This window comes from Sulfitobacter albidus (genome assembly GCF_018200035.1).
Classification (GTDB): Bacteria; Pseudomonadota; Alphaproteobacteria; order Rhodobacterales; family Rhodobacteraceae; genus Sulfitobacter; species Sulfitobacter albidus.
Genome location: NZ_CP073581.1, coordinates 2,152,891 through 2,173,231, shown reverse-complemented (window position 1 = coordinate 2,173,231; position 20,341 = coordinate 2,152,891). Strand labels below are relative to the sequence as shown.

Below are 20,341 nucleotides of genomic sequence, written 5' to 3'. Positions count from 1 at the left end.
GATTGACCCCCAGACCCCTGCGGCCTATTCGCGGATGGATGCGCGCCACAACGGCTTCCTGACGTGGCGCTAGGTTTTTATTGGAGCGTTCCCCATGTCCCGCCAGTCCTATGTCTTTACGTCCGAATCCGTGTCCGAGGGGCACCCCGACAAGGTCTGTGACCGGATCAGCGATGCGGTGCTCGACGCGCTGATCGCCGAAGAGCCCGAAGCCCGCGTCGCCGCGGAAACCTTTGCCACCACCAACCGCGTCGTCATCGGCGGGGAGGTCGGTCTGGCCGACAAGGCAAAGCTGGGCCAGTACATGGAGCGGATCGAGGATATCGCGCGCGCCTGCATCAAGGACATCGGCTACGAGCAGGAAAAATTCCACCACGCCACCTGCAAGATCACCAATCTGCTGCACGAGCAATCCGCGCATATCGCGCAAGGTGTTGATGCGGGCGCGGACAAGGACGAAGGCGCGGGCGATCAGGGCATCATGTTCGGCTATGCCTCCGACGAGACGCCCGAGCTGATGCCCGCGCCGATCCATTATGCCCACGCGATCCTGCGCCGTCTGGCCGAGGTCCGCAAGAACGGGACCGAGCCGACCCTGCGCCCGGACGCGAAATCCCAGCTGTCGGTGCGCTATGAGGGGGGCAAGCCCGTGGGCGTCAGCTCCATCGTGCTGTCCACCCAACACGCCGATGCCAGCCAGACAAGCGCCGACATCCGCGCCATTGTCGAGCCCTACATTCGCGAGGTTCTGCCCGAAGGCTGGATCGACGAGAGCACCGAATGGTGGGTGAACCCCACCGGCACCTTCGTGATCGGTGGCCCCGACGGGGACGCAGGGCTGACGGGCCGCAAGATCATCGTCGATACCTACGGCGGGGCCGCGCCGCACGGCGGTGGTGCGTTTTCGGGCAAGGATCCGACCAAGGTTGACCGCTCGGCCGCCTACGCGGCGCGCTATCTGGCGAAAAACGTGGTCGCCGCCGGTCTGGCCTCCAAATGTGCGATCCAGTTGAGCTATGCCATCGGGGTCAGCAAGCCGCTGTCGATCTACTGCGATACCTACGGCACGGGGCAAGCGGATGAAGAAGCGATCGAACGGGCCATCCGCAAGACGATGGATCTTACCCCCCGCGGCATCCGCGAGCATCTGGCGCTGAACAAACCCATCTACCAGCGCACCGCCGCCTACGGCCACTTTGGCCGCGCCCCGGACGCGGATGGTGGTTTCAGCTGGGAGCGGCGCGATCTGGGCGAGGCGCTCAAGGCTGCGATTTCCTAGGCCAAATTCGCAGCCTGTCAGGGATTGCACGACCGGCGTGCCATCCGCAGGAAAAGCGCCGGCACCGCAAGGCGCGCCGCGATGTGCGCCGCCACATGCTCCGGACCCGGTCGCCTCCGGATCCTGACCGGAAACCGGATTTTGGTATTTCTGTGGTCAATCCTGTACCGGCCCCGACCGCCTGTGCCCCTCGCAAGCGTCATTCTCGCCAGACGGACCGCCGCGCGCGGGGGACTTCAGTGCGTTTTGCGCGGATAGGGCCGTGCCCAGCTGAAGGGGGAAGGGGGGGCCGCCCCCGACGCGCCCTTGCGGGGGGATGACGCAGGCGGGGGGCGTTCCGCGAACCTTTGCAAATCATCGAGAAAGCCGTGCAGCGTGCGGCACGAGTCTTCAAGCCGGGCGATCTGCGCGTCGGCCTGATCGGCGGGCAGATGCCGGAGTGCCCGCATCTGGCGCATCATGCGGCTGACGATCGGTTTCATCTCCGAGGCGCAATCGCGCGAGAATCCTTGCAGGACCGCATCCGTCTCCTCGGCCCGCGCGCCTGTAATCGTGACTGTCGTGCTCAGTCGTGATTTCTGGATCGCGGTAATGGCGGCCCGCTGCAAGGTTTCCGCCGACAATTCATCCTTGGTCAGATAGTCGCTGAACCCCATCCGAAGGGCACGGTCGGCCACGCGCGCCTCGGCGGTGCCGGTTATCATGATCGTCGCCGTGAGTGCATTGAGCGTGCTGTCGCGGATCATCTCGACTCCCTGCAATCCGCTGCCGTCCGGCAGGTGGTAGTCGAGCAGAACCAGATCATAGCTCTGCGCCTCCAGCCGGTCGATCATCCCGGCGAGCGTGCTGGCTTCATCCATCTGCACCGCAAAATCGAATGTCTTGCACATCCGCTCAAGGCGCACGCGGTCAAATCGCTGGTCTTCCACGATCAGAATGCGCGCCAGTGGCGGCAGTGTTTGCGCGACGGAGGATCGGCTGGCGGCGACGGGGGTGAAATGGCTCATGGTCGGGCGCTTCCTTGGGTGGCTGCATGACCTGTCTAGCGGCGCGGGGTTAATCGAAGGTTAGCCCCATTGAACCGCCCGCGCCGCCGCGCTAAAGCGCGGGCCATGAGTACTCCTGACCGCCCCCGCCGCAATTTCTACGGTCGCCTCAAGGGCAAATCCCTCAAGGCGTCGCAAAAGACCTACTTGGCCGAGGATCTTGCCGATCTGTCGCCCGGCCCGGTCGATTGGGAGGCAAACCCCGATCGCACCCCACTGGATCTTGACGCACTGTTCGACGGGCGCGAGGCGTGGCTCGAAATCGGCTTTGGCGGGGGGGAGCATCTGGTGCATCAGGCCACCGCAAACCCTAATGTCGGCATTATCGGTTGCGAGCCCTACATCAACGGTGTCGCCATGCTGCTGGGCAAGATCCGGCGCGCGGGGGCGGACAATATCCGCGTGCATCCCGGCGACGCGCGCGATCTGTTTGACGTGCTGCCTGCGCAGTCGATTTCGCGTGCGTTCCTGCTCTATCCCGATCCATGGCCCAAGGCGCGCCACCACCGCCGCCGCTTTGTCACGCCCGAACACCTTGCACCGCTGCACCGCACGCTGAAACCCGGTGCAATCCTGCGTGTGGCCACGGACATCGAGGATTACGTGCGCCAAACCCTCGAAGAGGTGCCGCGCGCGGGCTTTGAGTGGCTGGCGGAGCGTCCGGGCGACTGGCGCGATCCGTGGGATGACTGGCTGTCCACCCGCTACGAACAAAAGGCGCTGCGCGAGGGGCGCACCCCGCATTACCTGACCTTCCGCCGGGTCTGAGCGGGGAACCTCGCGCCGCTCCGGTGCGTTGGCGTGCAACGCCAATCTGCACCGGAGACCCCATGCGCCGTCTTTTCCTCGCTCTGCTTGCCTGCCTTGCCACCCTCACCGCAGGGTTTGCCGCCGCGCAGGAGCAGGTGTTCGAGGTCGACGCACTCAACGCAGGCCTGCCCGCCCCGCAGGGCGATCTGGACCTTTCGACGCCGCAGACCGCGATGGAAAGCTTTTTGTTCGCGCTCGAAGACGGGCTGCCGGGGGATGCGGCCCATGTGCTAAACCTCAATGACATCTCGGTTGGCGATCAGGCGACCGTGGGGCCGATGCTCGCGCAGCGGCTGGGCACGGTCATGGACCGCAAGGTCGTGATCTCCTGGCAGCAATTGCTGGAACGGCCCGATGCGCTCGACACCACGGCTGCCGACAGCAATCCGATGGCCGGCACCGCGCGCAAGAGCCTGCTGATCGGGATCCTTGATCTGGACGGGCGCGGCGTGGCGCTGCGGCTCAACCGCGTGCAGGCCGAAGGGGGAGAGGCGGTCTGGGTCTTTTCACGCCAGACGGTTGCGCGCATCGACGCGCTGTTCGCGCGCTATGGCCCGTCCGAATTCGAGCGGGCGTTGCCGGCTCCCCTGCGCCGCGATGCCATCCTTGGCCTCAAATGGTGGGAGATCATCGGCCTGCCTCTCGTCGCGCTCGCCGCGGGTCTGGTGGCGGTCCTGTGCTGGCGGATCCTGGGGCGTGCGGGCGGCAGCGGCGGGTTTGGCGCTGTGGTCAGCGGGTTGCGCCTGCCGGTGACGATCTGTGTCATGGCGCTGACGATCTGGGTTGCCACGCGCTATCTCTTTGTGGTGTCGGGCACCGTCTCGACCTTTCTGGAGCCGTTGCTGATCCTCGCCTTCGTCGCCGCCGGCGTGATGCTCTCGGTCAATGTGATCGACGCCGCGCTGGCGCGGGTGGTGGCGGTCGATATCGACACGCTCGCCGCGCCGGAGGAGGAGGACCGCCGCAACCTTGCCGCCACGCTTTCCGCCGCGCGTCGCGTTCTGGTGGTGATCGCGGTGCTTGCGGGGGCGGGGATCCTGCTGAGCACGGCCAAGATTTTCCAGACACTGGGCTTCTCGCTGCTGGCGGCGGCGGGTTCGCTCACACTGGTGCTGGGCTTTGCCGCGCGCGAGGTGCTGGGCAACATCATGGCAAGCCTTCAGATCTCGCTCAACCGGACCGCGCGGGTGGGCGATCAGCTGACGTGGGAAGGGACGCTGTGCACGGTCGAGCGGGTGCATTTCACCTTTGTGCAGCTGCGTGCCTGGGACGACACCCGCATCATCGTGCCGGTGTCGCAGTTCGTGTCGGAGCCCTTTGTCAACCGCAACATCGTCGACAGCGGCATGGTGCGCACTGTGACGCTGACCCTCGCGAATTCCGTGGATATTGCCGCCCTGCGCGCTGAATTCAACGACTGGATCGCGGCGGATGACCGCTGCGATCCCGATGGGGCCGAGGCGATGGTGACGGGTCAGGACGGCTACGGGCTGCAGATCCGCTTTGCCGTGCCGGTGCCCGATCCGCGCGACGGCTGGGATGTCGAATGTGCCCTGCGCGAGGCGATGCTGGGCGCCGCGCGCGATCAGGAAACCGGTGATACCGAAATCCTGCCGCACATGGGCACCGACGCCGCGCGGCGCGACCCGGATGCCGATGCCGATGCCGCCTGAGCGTGCCGCGCCCATGGACGCGCCGGGGCGGCTGGTCTAGAACCGCGGCGCAGACCATTTTGCGAAAGGCGCACCCATGTCCGGCCACGGCACTCCCATCCCGATGACCTCCACCCCCTGCGGCGCGTTGACCGGTACGGCGCAGGTGCCGGGGGACAAGTCGATCTCGCACCGCGCGTTGATTTTGGGCGCGATGTGCGTGGGCGAGACGACGATTACCGGGCTTCTCGAAGGGCAGGATGTGCTCGATACCGCGCAGGCGATGCGCGATTTCGGGGCCGAGGTCACCGACCACGGTAGTGGGCGCTGGTCGGTGCGCGGCGTGGGCGTCGGCGGCTTTGCTGAGCCCGAGCGCGTGATCGACTGCGGCAACTCCGGCACGGGTGTGCGGCTCATCATGGGCGCGATGGCGACGCAGCCGATCACGGCGACGTTTTCGGGCGATGCCTCGCTCAACGGGCGGCCCATGGCGCGGGTCACCGATCCGCTGGCACTGTTCGGCTGCCAGACCGTGGGCCGCAGCGCGGGGCGTTTGCCGATGACACTGGTGGGCGCGCGCGATCCGATCCCCGTGCGCTACACCGTGCCGGTGCCCTCGGCGCAGGTGAAATCCGCTGTTCTGCTGGCGGGCCTCAACGCGCCGGGCGAGACGGTCGTGATAGAACAGGAAGCCACCCGCGATCATACCGAGCGTATGCTGGCGGGTTTTGGCGCAGAAATCAGCGTGCGCGACACCGATGCGGGCCGCGAGATCACGCTCACCGGCCAGCCCGAGCTTGTGCCACAGCATATCGACGTGCCGCGCGATCCCAGCTCGGCGGCGTTTCCGGTCTGTGCCGCGCTCATCGTGCCCGGATCGGACGTGCTGGTGCCCAATATCGGCCTCAACCCCACGCGTGCGGGCCTTTTCACCACCCTGCGCGAGATGGGCGCCGATCTGACCTATGAGAACGAACGCGAAGAAGGCGGTGAGCCTGTCGCCGACCTGCGCGCCCGCTACTCCCCCGATATGAAGGGGATCGAGGTGCCGCCCGCCCGCGCCGCCTCCATGATCGACGAATACCCCGTGCTGTCGGTCGTGGCGGCCAACGCCACCGGGCAGACCGTCATGCGCGGCGTCAAGGAACTGCGCGTCAAGGAAAGCGACCGGATCGAGGCCATGGCCAGCGGGCTGCGCGCCAATGGCGTTACGGTCGAGGACGGGCCGGATTGGTGGATCGTTACCGGCCTTGGCGCCGGGAAGGTACCGGGCGGCGCCACCTGCGCCAGCCACCTCGACCACCGCATCGCGATGTCGTTTCTGATCCTCGGCATGGCCGCCCAGTCGCCGGTGCACGTCGATGATGGCGGCCCCATCGCCACGTCGTTCCCGATCTTCGAGCCGCTGATGACGCAGCTTGGCGCGGATGTGCAGCGTGACTGAGGGGTTTACCGTCGCCATCGACGGCCCCGCCGCCGCAGGCAAAGGCACGGTGTCCAAGGCCGTGGCCGCACATTTTGGCTTTGCGCATCTCGACACCGGCCTTTTGTACCGCGCCGTCGGGGCCAAGGTGCTGGCGGGTGCCGATCCCGTTGACGCGGCCCGCACCCTTATCCCGGATGATCTGGAGAATGACAGCCTGCGCACCCCGGAGGTCGCGCAATCCGCGTCGCGTGTCGCCGTCATCGCCGAGGTGCGTGCCGCTCTGGTGGATTTCCAACGCAGCTTTGCCGCGCGGGCGGGCGGGGCTGTGCTTGACGGGCGCGACATCGGGACGGTGATCTGCCCCGACGCGCAGGTCAAACTGTTTGTCACCGCCTCGCCCGAGGTGCGGGCGCAGCGCCGCTTTGCCGAGCTGTCGGGCAAGGGGATCGGGGATAGCTATGATCGGGTGCTTGCCGATGTGCGTGCCCGCGATGCGCGCGATATGGAGCGGGCAGAGGCGCCGCTGCGCCCCGCCGCCGACGCGCATATGATCGACACCTCGACGCTTACCATTGATGCGGCCGTGGCGCAGGCTGTCGCACTCATCACGAAAGCACGCTGATCCGCTCACCAAAGGGTGTTTCGCAAAATCCGCGCCAGCGGTTACTCTCATAGGGGCACCCACGAAGGAGACCCCGATGAAACTGCGCGCTTTGAGCCTTGCCCTTGCCCTCACGCCCGTTGCCCTCTGGGCGCAGGAGGCCGATCCCACACCGCAACCGGACCCATTGCCCGAGGCGCAGATCGAAGGGCCCATGACGCTGGAGCGTATGGCCCTCATCATTCAGACCATCGACGCCGATGTGCGCGCGCAGGGGCCAACGCTGCAATTCACCCTCGACGGGATCCCGGTGATGATCGTGGCCGACGCCGCAGCCGACCGCATGCGCGCCATGGTCCCGATCGCCAGCGCCGAGGGGCTGAGCGAAGCGGACTTGCTGCGCATGATGCAGGCCAATTTCGACACCGCCCTCGACGCGCGCTATGCCGTGGCCAACGGGCGGCTCTGGGGCGTGTTCATCCACCCGCTGTCGCCGCTGGAAAAGGACCAGCTGCTCAGCGCGCTCATCCAGACGGTGAACGTCGCGCGCAGCTACGGGCGGACCTATTCGGGCGGCGCGCAGACCTTTGGCGGTGGGGACAGCGCGGGCATCTACCGCGAGCTTTTCGAGGAGCTGAAGAAAAAGGGCGAAGCCCTTTGACGCACCGCCGGCCGCGGGCGGGATAAATTCCTTTCAAAGGAATTTGCCAAAAGTTTTTGAAAAACTTTTATCCCCGCCGGCCCCGCGCGCATCGCATTGACCTTTGTCGCCCGGTCGCACAGGCTGCACGTCAATTCACCGGAGCGCGGCTGTGCAAAAACAGATCATCTGCATCAACTGGGGCACCAAATACGGCGCGCCCTACATCAATCGTCTCTATGCCATGTGCGCGCGCAACATCACCGGCGATTTCACATTCAACTGCTATACCGACAGCCGCGCGGGCGTGCGCGCCGAGGTCATCTGCCGTGATCTCCCGCCCAGTGACATCGTCATGCCCAAATCCAAAGGCATCTGGCCCAAATCCCGCCTCTGGAACGAAACGCTCGAAGGGCTGAGCGGCCCGGTCCTTTTTCTGGACCTCGATCTGGTGGTCACCGGCAGCCTCGACGATTTCTTCAGCTACGGCGATCCTGACGACGTGATCCTCGCCCGCAACCCGACCACGCCGCTGGAAAAGCTCGGCCAGACCTCGATCTTCCGCTTTCCCGTGGGCAAGCTTGCGCCGCTGCTGGAGATGTTTCGCGCCGACCCCCAAGGCATCGCGGATGAATACACGTTCGAGCAGCGCTTTGTGACCCGTAACGCGCCCGGTGGCGTAACCTTCTGGCCCAAACCCTGGGTCCGCCATTTCCGCACCCAATGCGTGCCGCTTTTCCCGATGAACTACTTTGTCGCCCCGCGCCTGCCCGCGGATGCGCGCGTAGTGATCTTTCCCGCCACCCCCAACCCGCCCGACGCACTTGTGGGCCGCTGGGTGCCCGAAGAGGGCGAGGGCGTCACCCGCCGCGAGCATCTGATGCGCGCGATCCGCGGTCCGCGCCACTTCGGCAAACGCTTTCGACACCTGCGCCGCTTTCTGCTGCCCACCCCGTGGATCGCCGATCACTGGCGCGAATAACCCCAACCCCAAGGAGACCCCCATGAAAACCGCAAAAGACTACCTCGACGCCGCCAACAACGACGTGCCCAAACTGGACGCCGAGGCGGCCATTGCCAAACACGCCGCCGGGCAGGGCACCTTCATCGACGTGCGCGACAGCGCCGCCATCGCCGAAAGCGGCACGATCAAAGGCGCCCACCGCGTCCCGCGCGGCATGATCGAATTCCGCGCCGACCCGGCGGTCGAGGCGCTCTATGACCCGGTGTTCCAGAAAGATGCCGAGATCTACCTGATCTGCGGTGCCGGCGGTCAGGCCGCGCTGGCGGGCAAAACGCTCAAGGACATGGGCTTCACCAACGTCACCAACATCGGCGGGTTTCCTGCGTGGAAAGACGCGGGCGGCCCGACTGAGGCGTGAGCGCGCGACCCTCAAAAGGCACGCCGCCCTCAAGAAAAAAGCCCCCGGCGCGATACGCCGGGGGCCTGCGGCCTCAGGGAAGCCTCTGGATCAGCTTGGGGTGTAGGGCAGGGAAGAATGGTGCAACACGATCTGCAGCTCACCGTCCTCCATCTGCTGAATGCCAAAGGTGTATTCGACCTTCACCTCTGATCCATCCGTTGTGGTGAAAAAGTAGTTCCCCATGGCCAGGGCCGTATCGCCGCTGATGGTTGTGCCTTCGTTTTCCCAACGGACATCGGTGTAGGGGGCGATGGCAAAACCGCCATCCTCGGAAATGCTCCCTCCGACAAAGTATGACAGCGCCTCGTCAAACGTGCCGCGGAACTGATCTTCGCTGGCGAGTGTCGGCTTGAACAGGACGGTTTCATCCCCGTAGGCGTAGAACTTTTCGATGTGTTCGCGTGCCGCTGCCTCATAGTCGCCCTCGGCGGTATAGACGGCGCCGATGTTGACGATCCCCTCGCCCCAGGCTTTCTTCAATTCGGTGACGCGGTCCTCGGTCAGCTCGGGCGCAGCGGCCGATGCCATACCGGCGGTTGCAACGAGGACAAGGGCGGCAGTGGTTGTCTTAAGCATTGGTGTGTTCTCCTGATGGGTGCTGTCTTCAGCGGTGTACTTGGGAAATGGGGTGGCCCCGTCGATAAAACCAATTGAAATATTCTTGGATAAACATAGTTTTTGACTATGAATTACAGTGACCCTGCGCGCCCCTCTTTCCGTCAGCTGCAATACTTTGTCGCTGTTGCCGAAACCGGGGCCTTCGGACGGGCGGCCGAGGCGCTTGCCGTGAGCCAGCCAAGCCTGTCATCGCAGGTGTCGAGCATGGAAGACGAATTGGGCGTCAAATTGTTTGAGCGGACGTCCCGAAAGGTCCGGCTGACGTCACAGGGGGAAAAGCTGCTGCCAAAGGCGCGGACGCTCTTGCATGAGTTGCGGGAGTTTCGGGCCGTAGCGCGCGGCACTGTCGGTCTTTTTGCGGATCGCCTGTCGATCGGTGTGCTGCCGTCCGTGGGCGCTTACTTTATGCCGATCGCAAACCGGCGATTGCACAGGTTGCACCCGGACCTGCGTCTGGCCGTGCAGGAAGGCGCGACGATCGAGCTGCTGGACAAGCTCAAGGCGGGCCGCGTTGACGTGGTGATCGGCACCCAGACGCAAGAGCCGGACGTCGAAAGTGTGCCGCTTTTCACCGAAACGCTCTGGGCCTGTGCGGCCCCCGACGACCCCCTTTTCGCAACGCAGGAGCCGGTGCTGTTGAGCGCGCTTGCCGGTAAGCCTCTTTTGTCGCTCAGCCCCGAGTTTCGGCTGGCGCGGATCGTCGAGACACTGGCGCAAAAGGCCGGCACATTCGTCAGCCGCGACTATGAAGGCGGAAGCCTGGACGCGGTGCGGCAGATGGCGGTGATGGGGGCAGGGGTGGCGGTGCTGCCGTCGCTCTATGCTCTCGCCGAAGCTGTGCGGGATCCGGAATTCGTCGTGCGCCGCATCGATGATCCCGATGCCGTGCACGATATCTTGCTGCACTGGCGCCGTGGATCCTCCATCAAGGCGGATTGTCTGGCGCTCGCCGAGCATCTGATCGCCGTGAAACGAGAAATCCGCGACGCGCGCGACGCACAGTTTCGCTAGGCTCTGCAAACGGGGGAGGCGTGTCGCCCCATGGCACGCGCGCGTCGTCTGCGCAAAGCGCCTTGCGTCGTTGCGGCCAATGTCCTATACGCGCGCTTGTCTAAGGAGCGGTCACAGCTCCGGGCGCGATATCTCGGGCGGGGTCGGTTTTGTACCGGCCCTCTTTCTTTATCGTGCACCGATGTGACCCGCTGCGAAGTCCAATTCACCCCCAAGACCGGCGGAGACAACCGCACGGCCCGAAAACAAACCTGAAGGATACAAAACGCTACATGGCGAATATGATGGATGAGTTTGAAGCACTCCTTGAAGAAAGCTTCGAAATGGACACGCCCGACGAGGGCTCTGTTGTCAAAGGCAAGGTGATCGCGATCGAAGCGGGCCAGGCCATTATCGACGTCGGCTACAAGATGGAAGGCCGTGTCGAGCTCAAGGAATTTGCGGAACCCGGCGAACAGCCCAACGTCAGCGTTGGCGATGAAGTCGAAGTGTTCCTGCGTCAGGTCGAAAACGCGCGTGGCGAAGCCGTCATCAGCCGTGAGATGGCCCGCCGCGAGGAAGCATGGGACCGTCTGGAAAAAGCCTACGCCGCCGAAGAGCGCGTCGAAGGTGCGATCTTTGGCCGGGTCAAGGGCGGTTTCACCGTCGATCTCGGCGGTGCCGTGGCCTTCCTGCCCGGCTCTCAGGTCGATGTGCGCCCCGTGCGCGATGCGGGCCCGCTCATGGGTCTCAAGCAGCCGTTCCAGATCCTCAAGATGGACCGTCGCCGCGGCAACATCGTGGTGTCGCGCCGTGCGATCCTCGAAGAAAGCCGGGCCGAACAGCGCGCCGAAGTCATCGGCAACCTCACCGAAGGTCAGACCGTCGATGGTGTGGTCAAGAACATCACCGAATACGGTGCGTTCGTTGATCTGGGCGGCGTTGACGGGCTGCTGCACGTCACCGACATGGCATGGCGCCGCGTGAACCACCCGTCCGAGATCCTCGCCATCGGCGAGACGATCAAGGTGCAGGTCATCAAGATCAACAAAGAGACGCACCGCATCTCCCTCGGCATGAAACAGCTGCAGGAAGATCCGTGGGATCTGGTTCAGGCGAAATACCCGCTGGAATCCTCGCACACCGGTCGCGTCACCAACATCACCGACTACGGTGCCTTTGTTGAGCTGGAGCCCGGCGTCGAAGGTCTGGTCCACGTCTCCGAGATGTCCTGGACAAAGAAAAACGTGCACCCCGGCAAGATCGTGTCGACCTCCCAGGAAGTCGAAGTCATGGTTCTGGAAATCGACGCCGCAAAACGCCGCGTGTCGCTTGGCCTGAAACAAACCATGCGCAACCCATGGGAAGTGTTCGCTGAAACACACCCCGAGGGCACGGAAGTCGAAGGCGAAGTCAAGAACATCACCGAATTCGGTCTGTTTGTGGGTCTGCCCGGCGACATCGACGGCATGGTGCACCTGTCGGATCTCTCGTGGGACCAGCGTGGCGAAGAGGCCATTCAGGACTACCGCAAGGGTGACATGGTTCAGGCCGTCGTGTCCGAAGTCGACGTCGAGAAAGAGCGTATCTCGCTCTCGATCAAGGGCGTGGGCGGTGACAAATTCGCGGAAGCGGTCGGCGGCGTGAAGCGCGGCTCGATCATTACGGTGACGGTGACCTCCATTGAGGACGGTGGCGTTGAGGTGGAATACGAGGGCATGAAATCCTTCATCCGCCGCTCCGACCTCAGCCGGGATCGTGCCGAACAGCGCCCCGAGCGTTTCTCGGTCGGTGACAAGGTTGACGTGCGCGTCACCAACGTGGACAGCAAATCGCACCGCCTTGGCGTGTCGATCAAAGCCCGCGAAATCGCTGAGGAAAAAGAAGCTGTGGAACAGTACGGCTCGTCCGACAGCGGCGCGTCGCTTGGCGACATCCTGGGTGCCGCGCTCAAGGGCGACGAATAATCCACCCCACCTTCGGGTGATGTAAAAAGACAGAGCCCCGCGCAGATTGCGCGGGGCTTTTTTATGTTTGGCGGGGTGTCAGCTGCGGATCAGTTCAGAACCTTTGGCCAGTTGGCATCGCCATTGGCGATCCGGCCCGGAATGTCGCGCTCCCACCGGCGCCGGATCCGGCGCGAGTAATTGAGGTACAGCTTGCCATCCACAATCGACCACGCGTCCGGGTCGGTCGCGGCGGTGTAGCCTTCGCTGACCGCATAGGCGCAATAGCCGCCGTACTGCGGGGCATAACGGGCGGGTTCGGCGGCAAAGGCATCGCGGTTGGCCTCGGTCGCGAACCGCCACGTTGCGCCATTCCAATCATGCGTGATCGCCGGATCGCCCGGCACGGGCCGATCTTGGGTGAAATAGGCAACGACATCGGTGCCGTCCACGGCCACGCCGCCCTCTGCATAGACGGGGGGCGTGCCGGCCCGTGCGCGCTGCGGCAATACACCGGCCAGCGGAAGCGCCGCGGCCAATCCTAGAAAGCTGCGTCGGGTCAGTGTCATCGGGATGCTCCTCTCCATAGCGTATGGGGCAAAGATGGCCGGACAGGGCGCAGACGTCCACTCCGCCCACGCGATTGTGAGCATTGCACGCCTCTCTGTGCCAAGAGCGAATCACCCACTGTCATCGGGTGATAGGGACAAATTGTCGCGCTGCAGCGCAGAAAGACTATCCCACCCGCCGCCAATTCCCGAAAAACACCCAAAAAGACGCGAAAACGACTGCCGAAGCCGTCTCCTGCGCTTTCCGATGATTGGGAATCTGCCTATAGTTTTGACCAATAAACAAACCTTGCTTGGGAGGTCCTATGATCCGCTCAGAACTCATCCAGAAGATCGCGGACGACAATCCGCACCTCTATCAGCGCGATGTAGAGCGGATCGTGAGTACCATTTTCGACGAAATCACCGGCGCCATGGCGGACGGGGATCGGGTCGAGCTGCGCGGTTTCGGGGCGTTTTCGGTAAAAAAGCGCGATGCGCGTGTCGGACGGAACCCACGCACCGGTGAGACTGTTCATGTGGAAGAGAAGCATGTACCCTTCTTCAAAACGGGGAAGCTTCTCCGGGATCGTCTGAACGGGAAAGCCTGATGCGTTACATTCGCTACTTCTGCATTGCCATCTTCGCGGTGGCCCTCATCGCCGTCGCCATGGCCAACCGCAACATGGTCTCGTTGCAAGTGTTGCCGGGGGAGATCTCCAGCCTCTTTGCGGTGAATCCCAGCGTGGAGTTGCCGCTGTTCATCGTGATTCTCGGCAGTATTCTGGCGGGTCTGCTGGTTGGCTTTGTCTGGGAATGGATCCGCGAGTACGGGGAGCGTGCAGAAGCCGCCAAACAGGCGCGTGAAATGCGCCGACTTGAGCGTGAGATCGCGCGGCTGAAAGCCGAAAAGCACGAGGGCAAGGACGAAGTTCTGGCTCTGCTCGACGAAGCGTCCTGACACCACCCGTGACCGCACCCATCGCTGTCAAGATCTGCGGCCTGCGCGACCGCGCGGGCATAGACGCGGCCGCACGCGCCGGGGCGCGCTACGTCGGTTTTGTGTTCTTTCCCAAATCTCCGCGCCACCTGACGCTGGAGGCCGCCGCACCGTTGGCAGGCGAGGTGCCCGTAGGCGTGGCCAAGGTCGCGCTGACGGTGAACGCCGATGATGCCTTCCTTGACGCCCTGACGGCCCGCGTTCCCCTCGACATGCTGCAACTTCACGGCGCTGAAAGCCCCGAACGCGTGGCCGAGGTCAAGGCGCGCTATGGCCTGCCGGTGATGAAGGCGGTGGGCGTGGGCGAGGCGTCCGATCTGGCCGCTCTCGATCTTTATACAGGCGTCGCCGATCAACTGCTCGTGGACGCCAAACCGCCCAGGGGCGTGGATCTGCCCGGCGGCAACGGGCTTGCGTTCGATTGGCGCCTGCTGGCCGGGGTGACCTGGAAATCGCCGTGGATGCTTGCCGGTGGGCTGACACCCGACAACGCCCGCGAAGCGGTCGCGCGCACCGGCACCCGCCAGCTTGATGTCTCCTCCGGCGTGGAAAGCGCGCCGGGGGTCAAGGATGCCGATCTGATCGACCGTTTTGTTGCGGCGGCCTTAACCGCGGATTAACCATGCGTGGCCCAGCATGACGGCATGCACACCGTCATCTTCAAATCCCTGCGCCCGCCACACCCGCCTGCCAATGCCGCCCAATGGTTCCGCCACCTCTTTCGCGCCAAATCAGCCCTCGACGGCGGCATCGTCCGCCGCAAGACCCGCGATATGGAACGCATGGTCGGCCGCCCCGCGTTCGAGGCGGAATTGCGCCGTCGGGGCTACTCGGCGGTGGAAAACGCGGGCCAGATCGTGATCTTCTGCAACCGGGACGCCATCCGTCTGACCGTGGCTCCCCCCAAATCCTCCTAGAGGATTTGTGCCCAAACTTTCGCACGAAAGTTTGCCCCCGCAGCCTGCGTTCCCGCGTCCCATTGCCCGCTTTACGAAGCCGCAACGGGGCGGTACTGCTAGCGCTCAGATGTATTTCGACAGGGGCGTGCGCAATGGCCAACGATCTTTTCAACAGCTTCATGACCGGCCCGGACGAGAATGGGCGCTTTGGCGAATTCGGCGGGCGTTTCGTGTCCGAGACGCTGATGCCGCTGATCCTCGATCTGCAGGCCGAATACGACCGCGCCAAGGACGATCCGACCTTCTGGGCCGAGATGGACGATCTGTGGACGCATTACGTCGGCCGCCCCAGCCCGCTCTATTTCGCCGAGCGTCTGACCGAGGAACTCGGCGGCGCCAAGGTCTACATGAAGCGTGACGAGCTCAACCACACCGGCGCGCATAAGATCAACAACGTGCTGGGCCAGATCATCCTCGCCCGCCGCATGGGCAAGAAACGCATCATCGCCGAGACGGGCGCGGGCCAACACGGCGTGGCGACGGCCACCGTCTGTGCCAAATTCGGGCTGAAATGCGTGGTCTACATGGGCGCCCACGATGTAGAGCGTCAGGCGCCCAACGTCTTCCGCATGCGCCTGCTGGGCGCCGAAATCGTGCCCGTCACCTCCGGTCGCGGCACGCTCAAGGACGCGATGAACGACGCGCTGCGCGACTGGGTGACCAACGTGCGCGATACCTTCTACTGCATCGGCACCGTTGCAGGCCCGCACCCCTATCCGGCCATGGTGCGTGATTTCCAATCCATCATCGGCAAGGAAGTCCGCACCCAGATGGAGGCCGCCGAGGGCCGTCTGCCTGACACGCTGATCGCCGCCATTGGCGGTGGCTCCAATGCGATGGGCCTCTTCTATCCCTTCCTCGACGATACCGACGTCAACATCATCGGTGTCGAGGCGGGTGGCAAGGGCGTCAACGCCAAGATGGAGCATTGCGCCTCCCTCACCGGCGGGCGCCCCGGCGTGCTGCACGGCAACCGCACGTATCTGTTGCAGGACGACGACGGCCAGATCCTCGAAGGGTTCTCAATCTCCGCCGGTCTCGACTATCCCGGCATCGGGCCGGAGCACGCGTGGCTGCATGACATCGGCCGCGCCAAATACGTCTCGATCACCGATACCGAAGCGCTCGCCGCCTTCCAGAAATGTTGTGAGCTCGAAGGGATCATTCCCGCGCTTGAGCCCTCCCACGCGCTGGCCCACGTGATGAAAATCGCACCGGAACTGCCAAAGGACCACATCATCTGCATGAACATGTGCGGTCGCGGCGACAAGGATATCTTTACCGTCGCCCGCGCGCTCGGCTTTGAGATGGGCGAATTCGCCTGACCCCGTTGCCCCGCCGTCGGGCGGGGGAGATCAGCGCCGCAGCTCCAGGATGTCGAAATCGCTCTCGTTCACGGGGGCGGGAAACATCAGCCGCGCGCGGGTGTTGCTGACCCGTTCAAACACCGCCACATCCGGGTAGCGCGTCGCGGTCCCCGCAAAATCCGGCGGCAGATCGGCGTAGGGCAGGGGCTCTCTGAAGACACATAGCCGACGCCCAAGTAAACGGCGCGCCCGTCGCGCAGGGTAATCTTGCCCTTTGTGCGTTGCGATCCGGTGAGTTTTTCGAACGCCAGCCCATCGATCAGCACCGTGATGCGACAGTCAAAATCGCTGTAGACCGTCAGCGGCGCGATGCCGCCCAGCTTCATTGTGCGACAGCGCCAATCGCCGTCCAGACCGGGGTCAAACGCCACCTGCGGCGTGCCGGCCAGCGCCGCCGTAAGCGCGTCCACGTCGCCTGCCGCGCCGCCGCCCATCGCCTGCAACAATGATGTGCCCGCAACCCGTTCGAACCGGTCCAGCCGGGCCTGCTCTTGCGGGCGGATCTCCTGTGCCGCCGCCGCCCCGGCGAGGAGCGCGCAAAGGGCCGCAAGGAGTCTGCTCTTCATGCTCCGCCCTCCGCGTGCGCATGCAATACCTCCAGCGGAACAATCTCCAGCGCCGCGCGGTGCGTCGCGCTGAGATCCACGCGTGGCGCACAGCCCTCGTCGGCGGCCTGCAGGAACCGCCCCGCACACAGGCACCAGCGATCCCCGGGCTTGAGCCCGGCAAAGCCGAATACCGGGTTGGGGGTCGACAGATCGTTGCCCACGTATTTCGAGAACGCCAGAAACTCCTCCGTCATCACCGCGCAAACGGTGTGGCTGCCCTGATCGGCGGCACAGGTATTGCAATGGCCATCGCGGAAAAACCCCGTCACTGGATCCATGCCGCAGACCGTCAGCGGCCCGCCCTCGACGTTGATGCTTTCCTCCGGCTCCATGATCTTGTCTCCCCCTCAAATCCCGTTGGCGATGGCGCGAAACACCGCGATGTTGCGCGCACTGGCGCCATCCGCGCGAAAGCCCCGGTGCGCCGCGTTGCTCGCGATCACCACGCCACGTGCACGGTTGATATAGATGTATTGTCCGTAAACGCCACGGGCCATGAACTCTCCCTCGGGCGCGTCGGCGGGGATCCACCATTGATAGCCGTACCCGATTGCTCCCGGCGCCGTCGGCGCGGAGGGTACGGTTGATGCCGCGACCCAATCGGCGGGCACGATCTGCTGCCCGTTCCAGCGTCCGTTTTGCAGATACATCTGACCGAACCGGGCGTAGTCGCGGGCAATCAGGTTCAGCCCGCCCAGCACAAAGGCGGTCCCGACCCCGTCGGTGAGGTAGTACGGCTCTGCCTCCAGCCCCATGGGCCGCACGATTCGGTCGCTCAGCAGATCCGCGATCGAGCGGCCGGTGGCGCCGCGCACCACCATCGACAGCACATGCGTGTCGATGCTGACGTATTGCCACTGCGCGCCGGGGGCGGCGAAAGTCTCGCTCAGATCCGCGGCAAATCCGTCCATCTCGCCGCCCAGCGCCAGCACGCGGCCCATGCGGTTGATGTCGGACTGCGGGTCCAGATAATCCTCGTCGAACACCACACCGCTGGCCATGTTCAGCACGTGGCGTACGCTCGCCCCGTCGTAGGCGCCGCCCACCAGCGCGGGCGCGTATTGTGTCACCGGATCGTCAATCGACGCGATGGTGCCGTCTGCCAGCAACTGCCCGATCAGCGCCGAGAGATAGCTTTTTGCCACCGACCAGCTGATCCGGCGATCCTCCGGCCCCGTGCCCAGATGATAACTCTCGTGCACCAGCGCGCCGTCCTTCAGCACCACCAGCGCCGTGACCGCGTGATCCGCAATCCAGGGTGCCACCTGAGGCGGCAAATCCGCCGCTGGCCCCTCCGGAAGCGCGCTTACGGGGCCATCGCCGCGCGGCACCGGCACGCTCAAAAATGCCGCATCCATGTTCGAGAAGTTGGTGATGATCTTTTCTTCGGAAAAGAGCGAATTCACCGCCAAGAGCCGCGTGATCTCTTCGCGTTTCCACAGGCCCACGGCCACGGCGGCCAGCACCAGCACAAGGACGATCCGCCCGATCCATTTCAGAAGCCCGCGCATGATACCCTCCCCGATCCGCACTGGATGCAGTCAATCACGGCGCGCAGCTGCGCAAAACCCTGCCGCTGCGTCAGCCGGTATAGCGCCAGTCGATCCAGCGTCCGTGGAAATCCGCGCGCCCCAGATCGAGCGTGATATCGCCCGGCCACAGCCGCAGCACCAGCGCCGCCCCCTTGCCCCCGGTGGTGTCGCCGTCGCTCTCCATCGACAGCCAGGCGAGGGGACGGTCCTTGGTGGCCGTGGCCCCGCCGCCTCGATCAGCGCGCGACCGTGGGATTGGGCGGCGGCGGGAAAATACTGCCAGGCGACGGAGTGCTGGATCAGATGCAGACGCCCCTGCGGCGCCGCCGCCAGCCGCGCCGACAGCCATTCAATCGCATCGCCCTTTACCAGCGGTGCGGTCATCACCGATCCGGCGGCGCGGGTCATCGACAACCGCTCGGGCTGGTCGGGCCACAGGAACGCGGTCAGGCGCAGCATGTCCTCCCCGTCGCCGGGGGAGAGCGGGTTGAGATCGACGCCAGCCCGTGCCGCGATCTGCGGCGCCGCGTCGGGGGGCGGCGCGCCCGTCCATTCCGGCGTCAGCGTCAGCGCCGGCACCGGCGGGCCGAACCGCGCCTTGCCAATGTCGAGCGTGTAGTGATCCCACATCAGGTTCAGCCCGCCGCTCGCGCCCAGCTCGCTCAGATGCAGGGGCAGCGGGAAATGCGATACCGCCACCCGCGCGCCCGCGATCATCGCGGCAGAGCGGCGCACCTCGTTGGTCTGGGGCGGGCTTTTGCACCAATCGATCAGGAAATCACCGTGGGCTGTGATCGCGGCGAGGACGGCGGCGCGCAGATCCCGGTCGGCCACATCGGCGGGCGGGTAGGCGGCGATCAGATCGGCATCGCGCCGGGTCAGCACCAGCGCGTGCAGCCCGCCGCAGATGCGCAGCGGCAGCGAATGGCCCGCCGGTCCGATATTGCCGCCAAAGCTGGCGATGAACCGCGCCAGCGCGCTGTCAGTCGGCCAATCCTCGGCCAATATGCGCAACAGACGCCCCATGAAGGGGCTACCCAGCGCCTCGCAGCTGTCTGCCTGATGGCGGAACGCCGCCTCCAGCGCGCTCACTTGAAACGGTCCAATAATCTTTGCATCGGGGATCTGGCCTCCTCGGCCGGGGGGTCTTGTTTCGGGGGAGCGGCCTGAGGCGCCCTTGCGGGCCCCTTGGTGCCGGTCGAGGGGCGCGATGGCGCGATCCGCTGCGCCACCGCGTTCATGAATTTGGCACCGTCGCCCGCCGCCAGATGCGGCGCCCCGTCAGAGACCCCGCGCAGCACGTCGTCCAGCCAATCCTCATCGGCCTTCGCAAAATCATGCAGCACGTAGCCCGGCACGCGGTCCTTGTGGCCCGGATGGCCGACGCCCAGCCGCACGCGCGCGTACTCCGCGCCCAGATGCCCGTGAATCGAGCGCAGCCCGTTGTGGCCCGCGTGCCCGCCGCCCTGCTTGAACTTGACCTTGCCGGGCGCCAGATCAATCTCGTCGTGCAGCACGATGATGTCCTCCGGCCCGATCTTGAAGAACGCCGCCGCCGCCTGCACGCTGTCGCCCGAGCGGTTCATGAATGTCTCGGGCTTCAGGAGCGCACAGCGGTCCGCGCCAAAGCGCCCCTCGCTGATGCTGCCCTGATGCTTGCCCTTCCACGGGGCAAAGCCGTGATCCGCCGCGATGCGGTCCAGCGCCATGAAGCCGATGTTGTGACGGTGGCGGGCGTATTTCGCGCCCGGATTGCCCAGCCCGACAATCAGTTTCATGGCCATTCCTTTGATCGCTAACCCTTGGGTTGCAATATAGTGCGCGCGCGCGGCAGGGTCCAGATCACGTCGGCCCCTGCACGAAAAAGGGCCGCCCAACCGGGCGACCCTTTGCAT

At 64.9% G+C, this 20,341-nt stretch carries 23 protein-coding genes and 1 riboswitch; of the genes, 15 read left to right on the top strand and 8 right to left on the bottom strand.

Annotation, left to right across the window (positions count from 1 at the left end; all coding sequences use genetic code 11):
• Positions 1 to 39 precede the first annotated feature (39 nt).
• Positions 40 to 88, top strand: a riboswitch (SAM-SAH riboswitch).
• 6 nt (positions 89 to 94) lie between these two features.
• Positions 95 to 1,279: a methionine adenosyltransferase gene (metK, locus tag KDD17_RS10490; protein ID WP_212703613.1), complete on the top strand. Its 1,185-nt coding sequence runs from the start codon at positions 95 to 97 to the stop codon at positions 1,277 to 1,279.
• Positions 1,280 to 1,515: 236 nt separating this feature from the next.
• Here the strand turns inward: metK and KDD17_RS10485 are convergent, their stop codons facing one another.
• The gene (locus KDD17_RS10485; RefSeq protein ID WP_212703612.1) at positions 1,516 to 2,286 is read right to left on the bottom strand and encodes a response regulator; all 771 of its coding nucleotides are present in this window, start codon (positions 2,284 to 2,286) and stop codon (positions 1,516 to 1,518) included.
• Between the two features lie 105 nt (positions 2,287 to 2,391).
• Between KDD17_RS10485 and trmB the strand changes: the two genes are divergently transcribed.
• From trmB to KDD17_RS10450, 7 genes are all read left to right on the top strand, one after another.
• Positions 2,392 to 3,093: a tRNA (guanine(46)-N(7))-methyltransferase TrmB gene (gene trmB, locus KDD17_RS10480; RefSeq protein ID WP_212703611.1), complete on the top strand. Its 702-nt coding sequence runs from the start codon at positions 2,392 to 2,394 to the stop codon at positions 3,091 to 3,093.
• A gap of 62 nt (positions 3,094 to 3,155) precedes the next feature.
• On the top strand, positions 3,156 to 4,808 hold the full coding sequence (locus KDD17_RS10475) for a mechanosensitive ion channel family protein (protein WP_212703610.1): 1,653 nt from the start codon (positions 3,156 to 3,158) through the stop codon (positions 4,806 to 4,808).
• 76 nt (positions 4,809 to 4,884) lie between these two features.
• Positions 4,885 to 6,231 (top strand): 3-phosphoshikimate 1-carboxyvinyltransferase, encoded by a 1,347-nt coding sequence (gene aroA / locus KDD17_RS10470; protein WP_212703609.1) that lies wholly within the window; start codon positions 4,885 to 4,887, stop codon positions 6,229 to 6,231.
• Positions 6,215 to 6,835, top strand: coding sequence for a (d)CMP kinase (locus tag KDD17_RS10465; RefSeq protein ID WP_212703608.1), 621 nt, complete (start codon positions 6,215 to 6,217; stop codon positions 6,833 to 6,835). The genes aroA and KDD17_RS10465 overlap by 17 nt, the downstream gene beginning before the upstream one ends.
• A 76-nt stretch (positions 6,836 to 6,911) precedes the next feature.
• Complete coding sequence (locus KDD17_RS10460) at positions 6,912 to 7,475, top strand: hypothetical protein (protein ID WP_212703607.1); 564 nt, start codon at positions 6,912 to 6,914, stop codon at positions 7,473 to 7,475.
• 151 nt (positions 7,476 to 7,626) lie between these two features.
• Positions 7,627 to 8,436, top strand: a complete 810-nt coding sequence (locus KDD17_RS10455; protein WP_212703606.1) for a glycosyl transferase — start codon at positions 7,627 to 7,629, stop codon at positions 8,434 to 8,436.
• Between the two features lie 22 nt (positions 8,437 to 8,458).
• Positions 8,459 to 8,836, top strand: coding sequence for a rhodanese-like domain-containing protein (locus KDD17_RS10450; RefSeq protein ID WP_212703605.1), 378 nt, complete (start codon positions 8,459 to 8,461; stop codon positions 8,834 to 8,836).
• 90 nt (positions 8,837 to 8,926) lie between these two features.
• Here KDD17_RS10450 and KDD17_RS10445 read toward each other — a convergent pair whose 3' ends face one another.
• Positions 8,927 to 9,454 (bottom strand): phosphoribosyl-AMP cyclohydrolase, encoded by a 528-nt coding sequence (locus KDD17_RS10445; RefSeq protein WP_212703604.1) that lies wholly within the window; start codon positions 9,452 to 9,454, stop codon positions 8,927 to 8,929.
• A gap of 108 nt (positions 9,455 to 9,562) precedes the next feature.
• Here KDD17_RS10445 and KDD17_RS10440 point away from each other — a divergent pair, with 108 nt between their 5' ends.
• Both KDD17_RS10440 and rpsA read left to right on the top strand, forming a co-directional pair.
• Positions 9,563 to 10,507 carry a LysR family transcriptional regulator gene (locus KDD17_RS10440; protein WP_212703603.1) on the top strand — a complete coding sequence of 315 codons (945 nt, stop codon included), beginning with the start codon at positions 9,563 to 9,565 and terminating at the stop codon, positions 10,505 to 10,507.
• 272 nt (positions 10,508 to 10,779) lie between these two features.
• Entirely contained in the window at positions 10,780 to 12,453 is a 1,674-nt protein-coding gene (gene rpsA, locus KDD17_RS10435; RefSeq protein ID WP_212703602.1) for a 30S ribosomal protein S1, read from the top strand.
• A gap of 89 nt (positions 12,454 to 12,542) precedes the next feature.
• Here the strand turns inward: rpsA and KDD17_RS10430 are convergent, their stop codons facing one another.
• Positions 12,543 to 13,001: a YHS domain-containing (seleno)protein gene (locus tag KDD17_RS10430; RefSeq protein ID WP_212703601.1), complete on the bottom strand. Its 459-nt coding sequence runs from the start codon at positions 12,999 to 13,001 to the stop codon at positions 12,543 to 12,545.
• Positions 13,002 to 13,306: 305 nt separating this feature from the next.
• Between KDD17_RS10430 and ihfB the strand changes: the two genes are divergently transcribed.
• The 5 genes from ihfB (at position 13,307) to trpB (ending at position 16,264) form a co-directional block, all read left to right on the top strand.
• Positions 13,307 to 13,591 (top strand): integration host factor subunit beta, encoded by a 285-nt coding sequence (ihfB, locus tag KDD17_RS10425; protein WP_212703600.1) that lies wholly within the window; start codon positions 13,307 to 13,309, stop codon positions 13,589 to 13,591.
• Positions 13,591 to 13,941 (top strand): LapA family protein, encoded by a 351-nt coding sequence (locus KDD17_RS10420; protein ID WP_212703599.1) that lies wholly within the window; start codon positions 13,591 to 13,593, stop codon positions 13,939 to 13,941. Before ihfB ends, KDD17_RS10420 begins: the two co-directional genes overlap by 1 nt.
• Before the next feature lie 8 nt (positions 13,942 to 13,949).
• A complete protein-coding gene (locus KDD17_RS10415) occupies positions 13,950 to 14,600 on the top strand; it encodes a phosphoribosylanthranilate isomerase (protein ID WP_212703598.1) in 651 nt (216 codons plus the stop codon).
• Between the two features lie 6 nt (positions 14,601 to 14,606).
• On the top strand, positions 14,607 to 14,897 hold the full coding sequence (locus KDD17_RS10410; protein WP_348541449.1) for an N-(5'-phosphoribosyl)anthranilate isomerase: 291 nt from the start codon (positions 14,607 to 14,609) through the stop codon (positions 14,895 to 14,897).
• A gap of 134 nt (positions 14,898 to 15,031) precedes the next feature.
• Positions 15,032 to 16,264 (top strand): tryptophan synthase subunit beta, encoded by a 1,233-nt coding sequence (gene trpB, locus KDD17_RS10405; RefSeq protein ID WP_212703597.1) that lies wholly within the window; start codon positions 15,032 to 15,034, stop codon positions 16,262 to 16,264.
• An 86-nt stretch (positions 16,265 to 16,350) separates the two neighbouring features.
• Here the strand turns inward: trpB and KDD17_RS10400 are convergent, their stop codons facing one another.
• From KDD17_RS10400 to pth, 5 genes are read right to left on the bottom strand one after another with little or no spacing between them, the layout of a single operon-like run.
• Entirely contained in the window at positions 16,351 to 16,872 is a 522-nt protein-coding gene (locus tag KDD17_RS10400) for a DUF4893 domain-containing protein (protein ID WP_254796774.1), read from the bottom strand.
• Complete coding sequence (locus KDD17_RS10395) at positions 16,869 to 17,246, bottom strand: DUF2237 family protein (RefSeq protein WP_212703596.1); 378 nt, start codon at positions 17,244 to 17,246, stop codon at positions 16,869 to 16,871. The genes KDD17_RS10400 and KDD17_RS10395 overlap by 4 nt, the downstream gene beginning before the upstream one ends.
• 15 nt (positions 17,247 to 17,261) lie before the next feature.
• A complete protein-coding gene (locus KDD17_RS10390) occupies positions 17,262 to 18,425 on the bottom strand; it encodes a serine hydrolase domain-containing protein (protein WP_212703595.1) in 1,164 nt (387 codons plus the stop codon).
• A 30-nt stretch (positions 18,426 to 18,455) separates the two neighbouring features.
• The gene (locus tag KDD17_RS10385; RefSeq protein ID WP_431358120.1) at positions 18,456 to 19,538 is read right to left on the bottom strand and encodes a DUF2332 domain-containing protein; all 1,083 of its coding nucleotides are present in this window, start codon (positions 19,536 to 19,538) and stop codon (positions 18,456 to 18,458) included.
• Positions 19,535 to 20,224: an aminoacyl-tRNA hydrolase gene (gene pth, locus KDD17_RS10380; RefSeq protein ID WP_212703594.1), complete on the bottom strand. Its 690-nt coding sequence runs from the start codon at positions 20,222 to 20,224 to the stop codon at positions 19,535 to 19,537. Before pth ends, KDD17_RS10385 begins: the two co-directional genes overlap by 4 nt.
• Between the last annotated feature and the right edge of the window lie 117 nt (positions 20,225 to 20,341).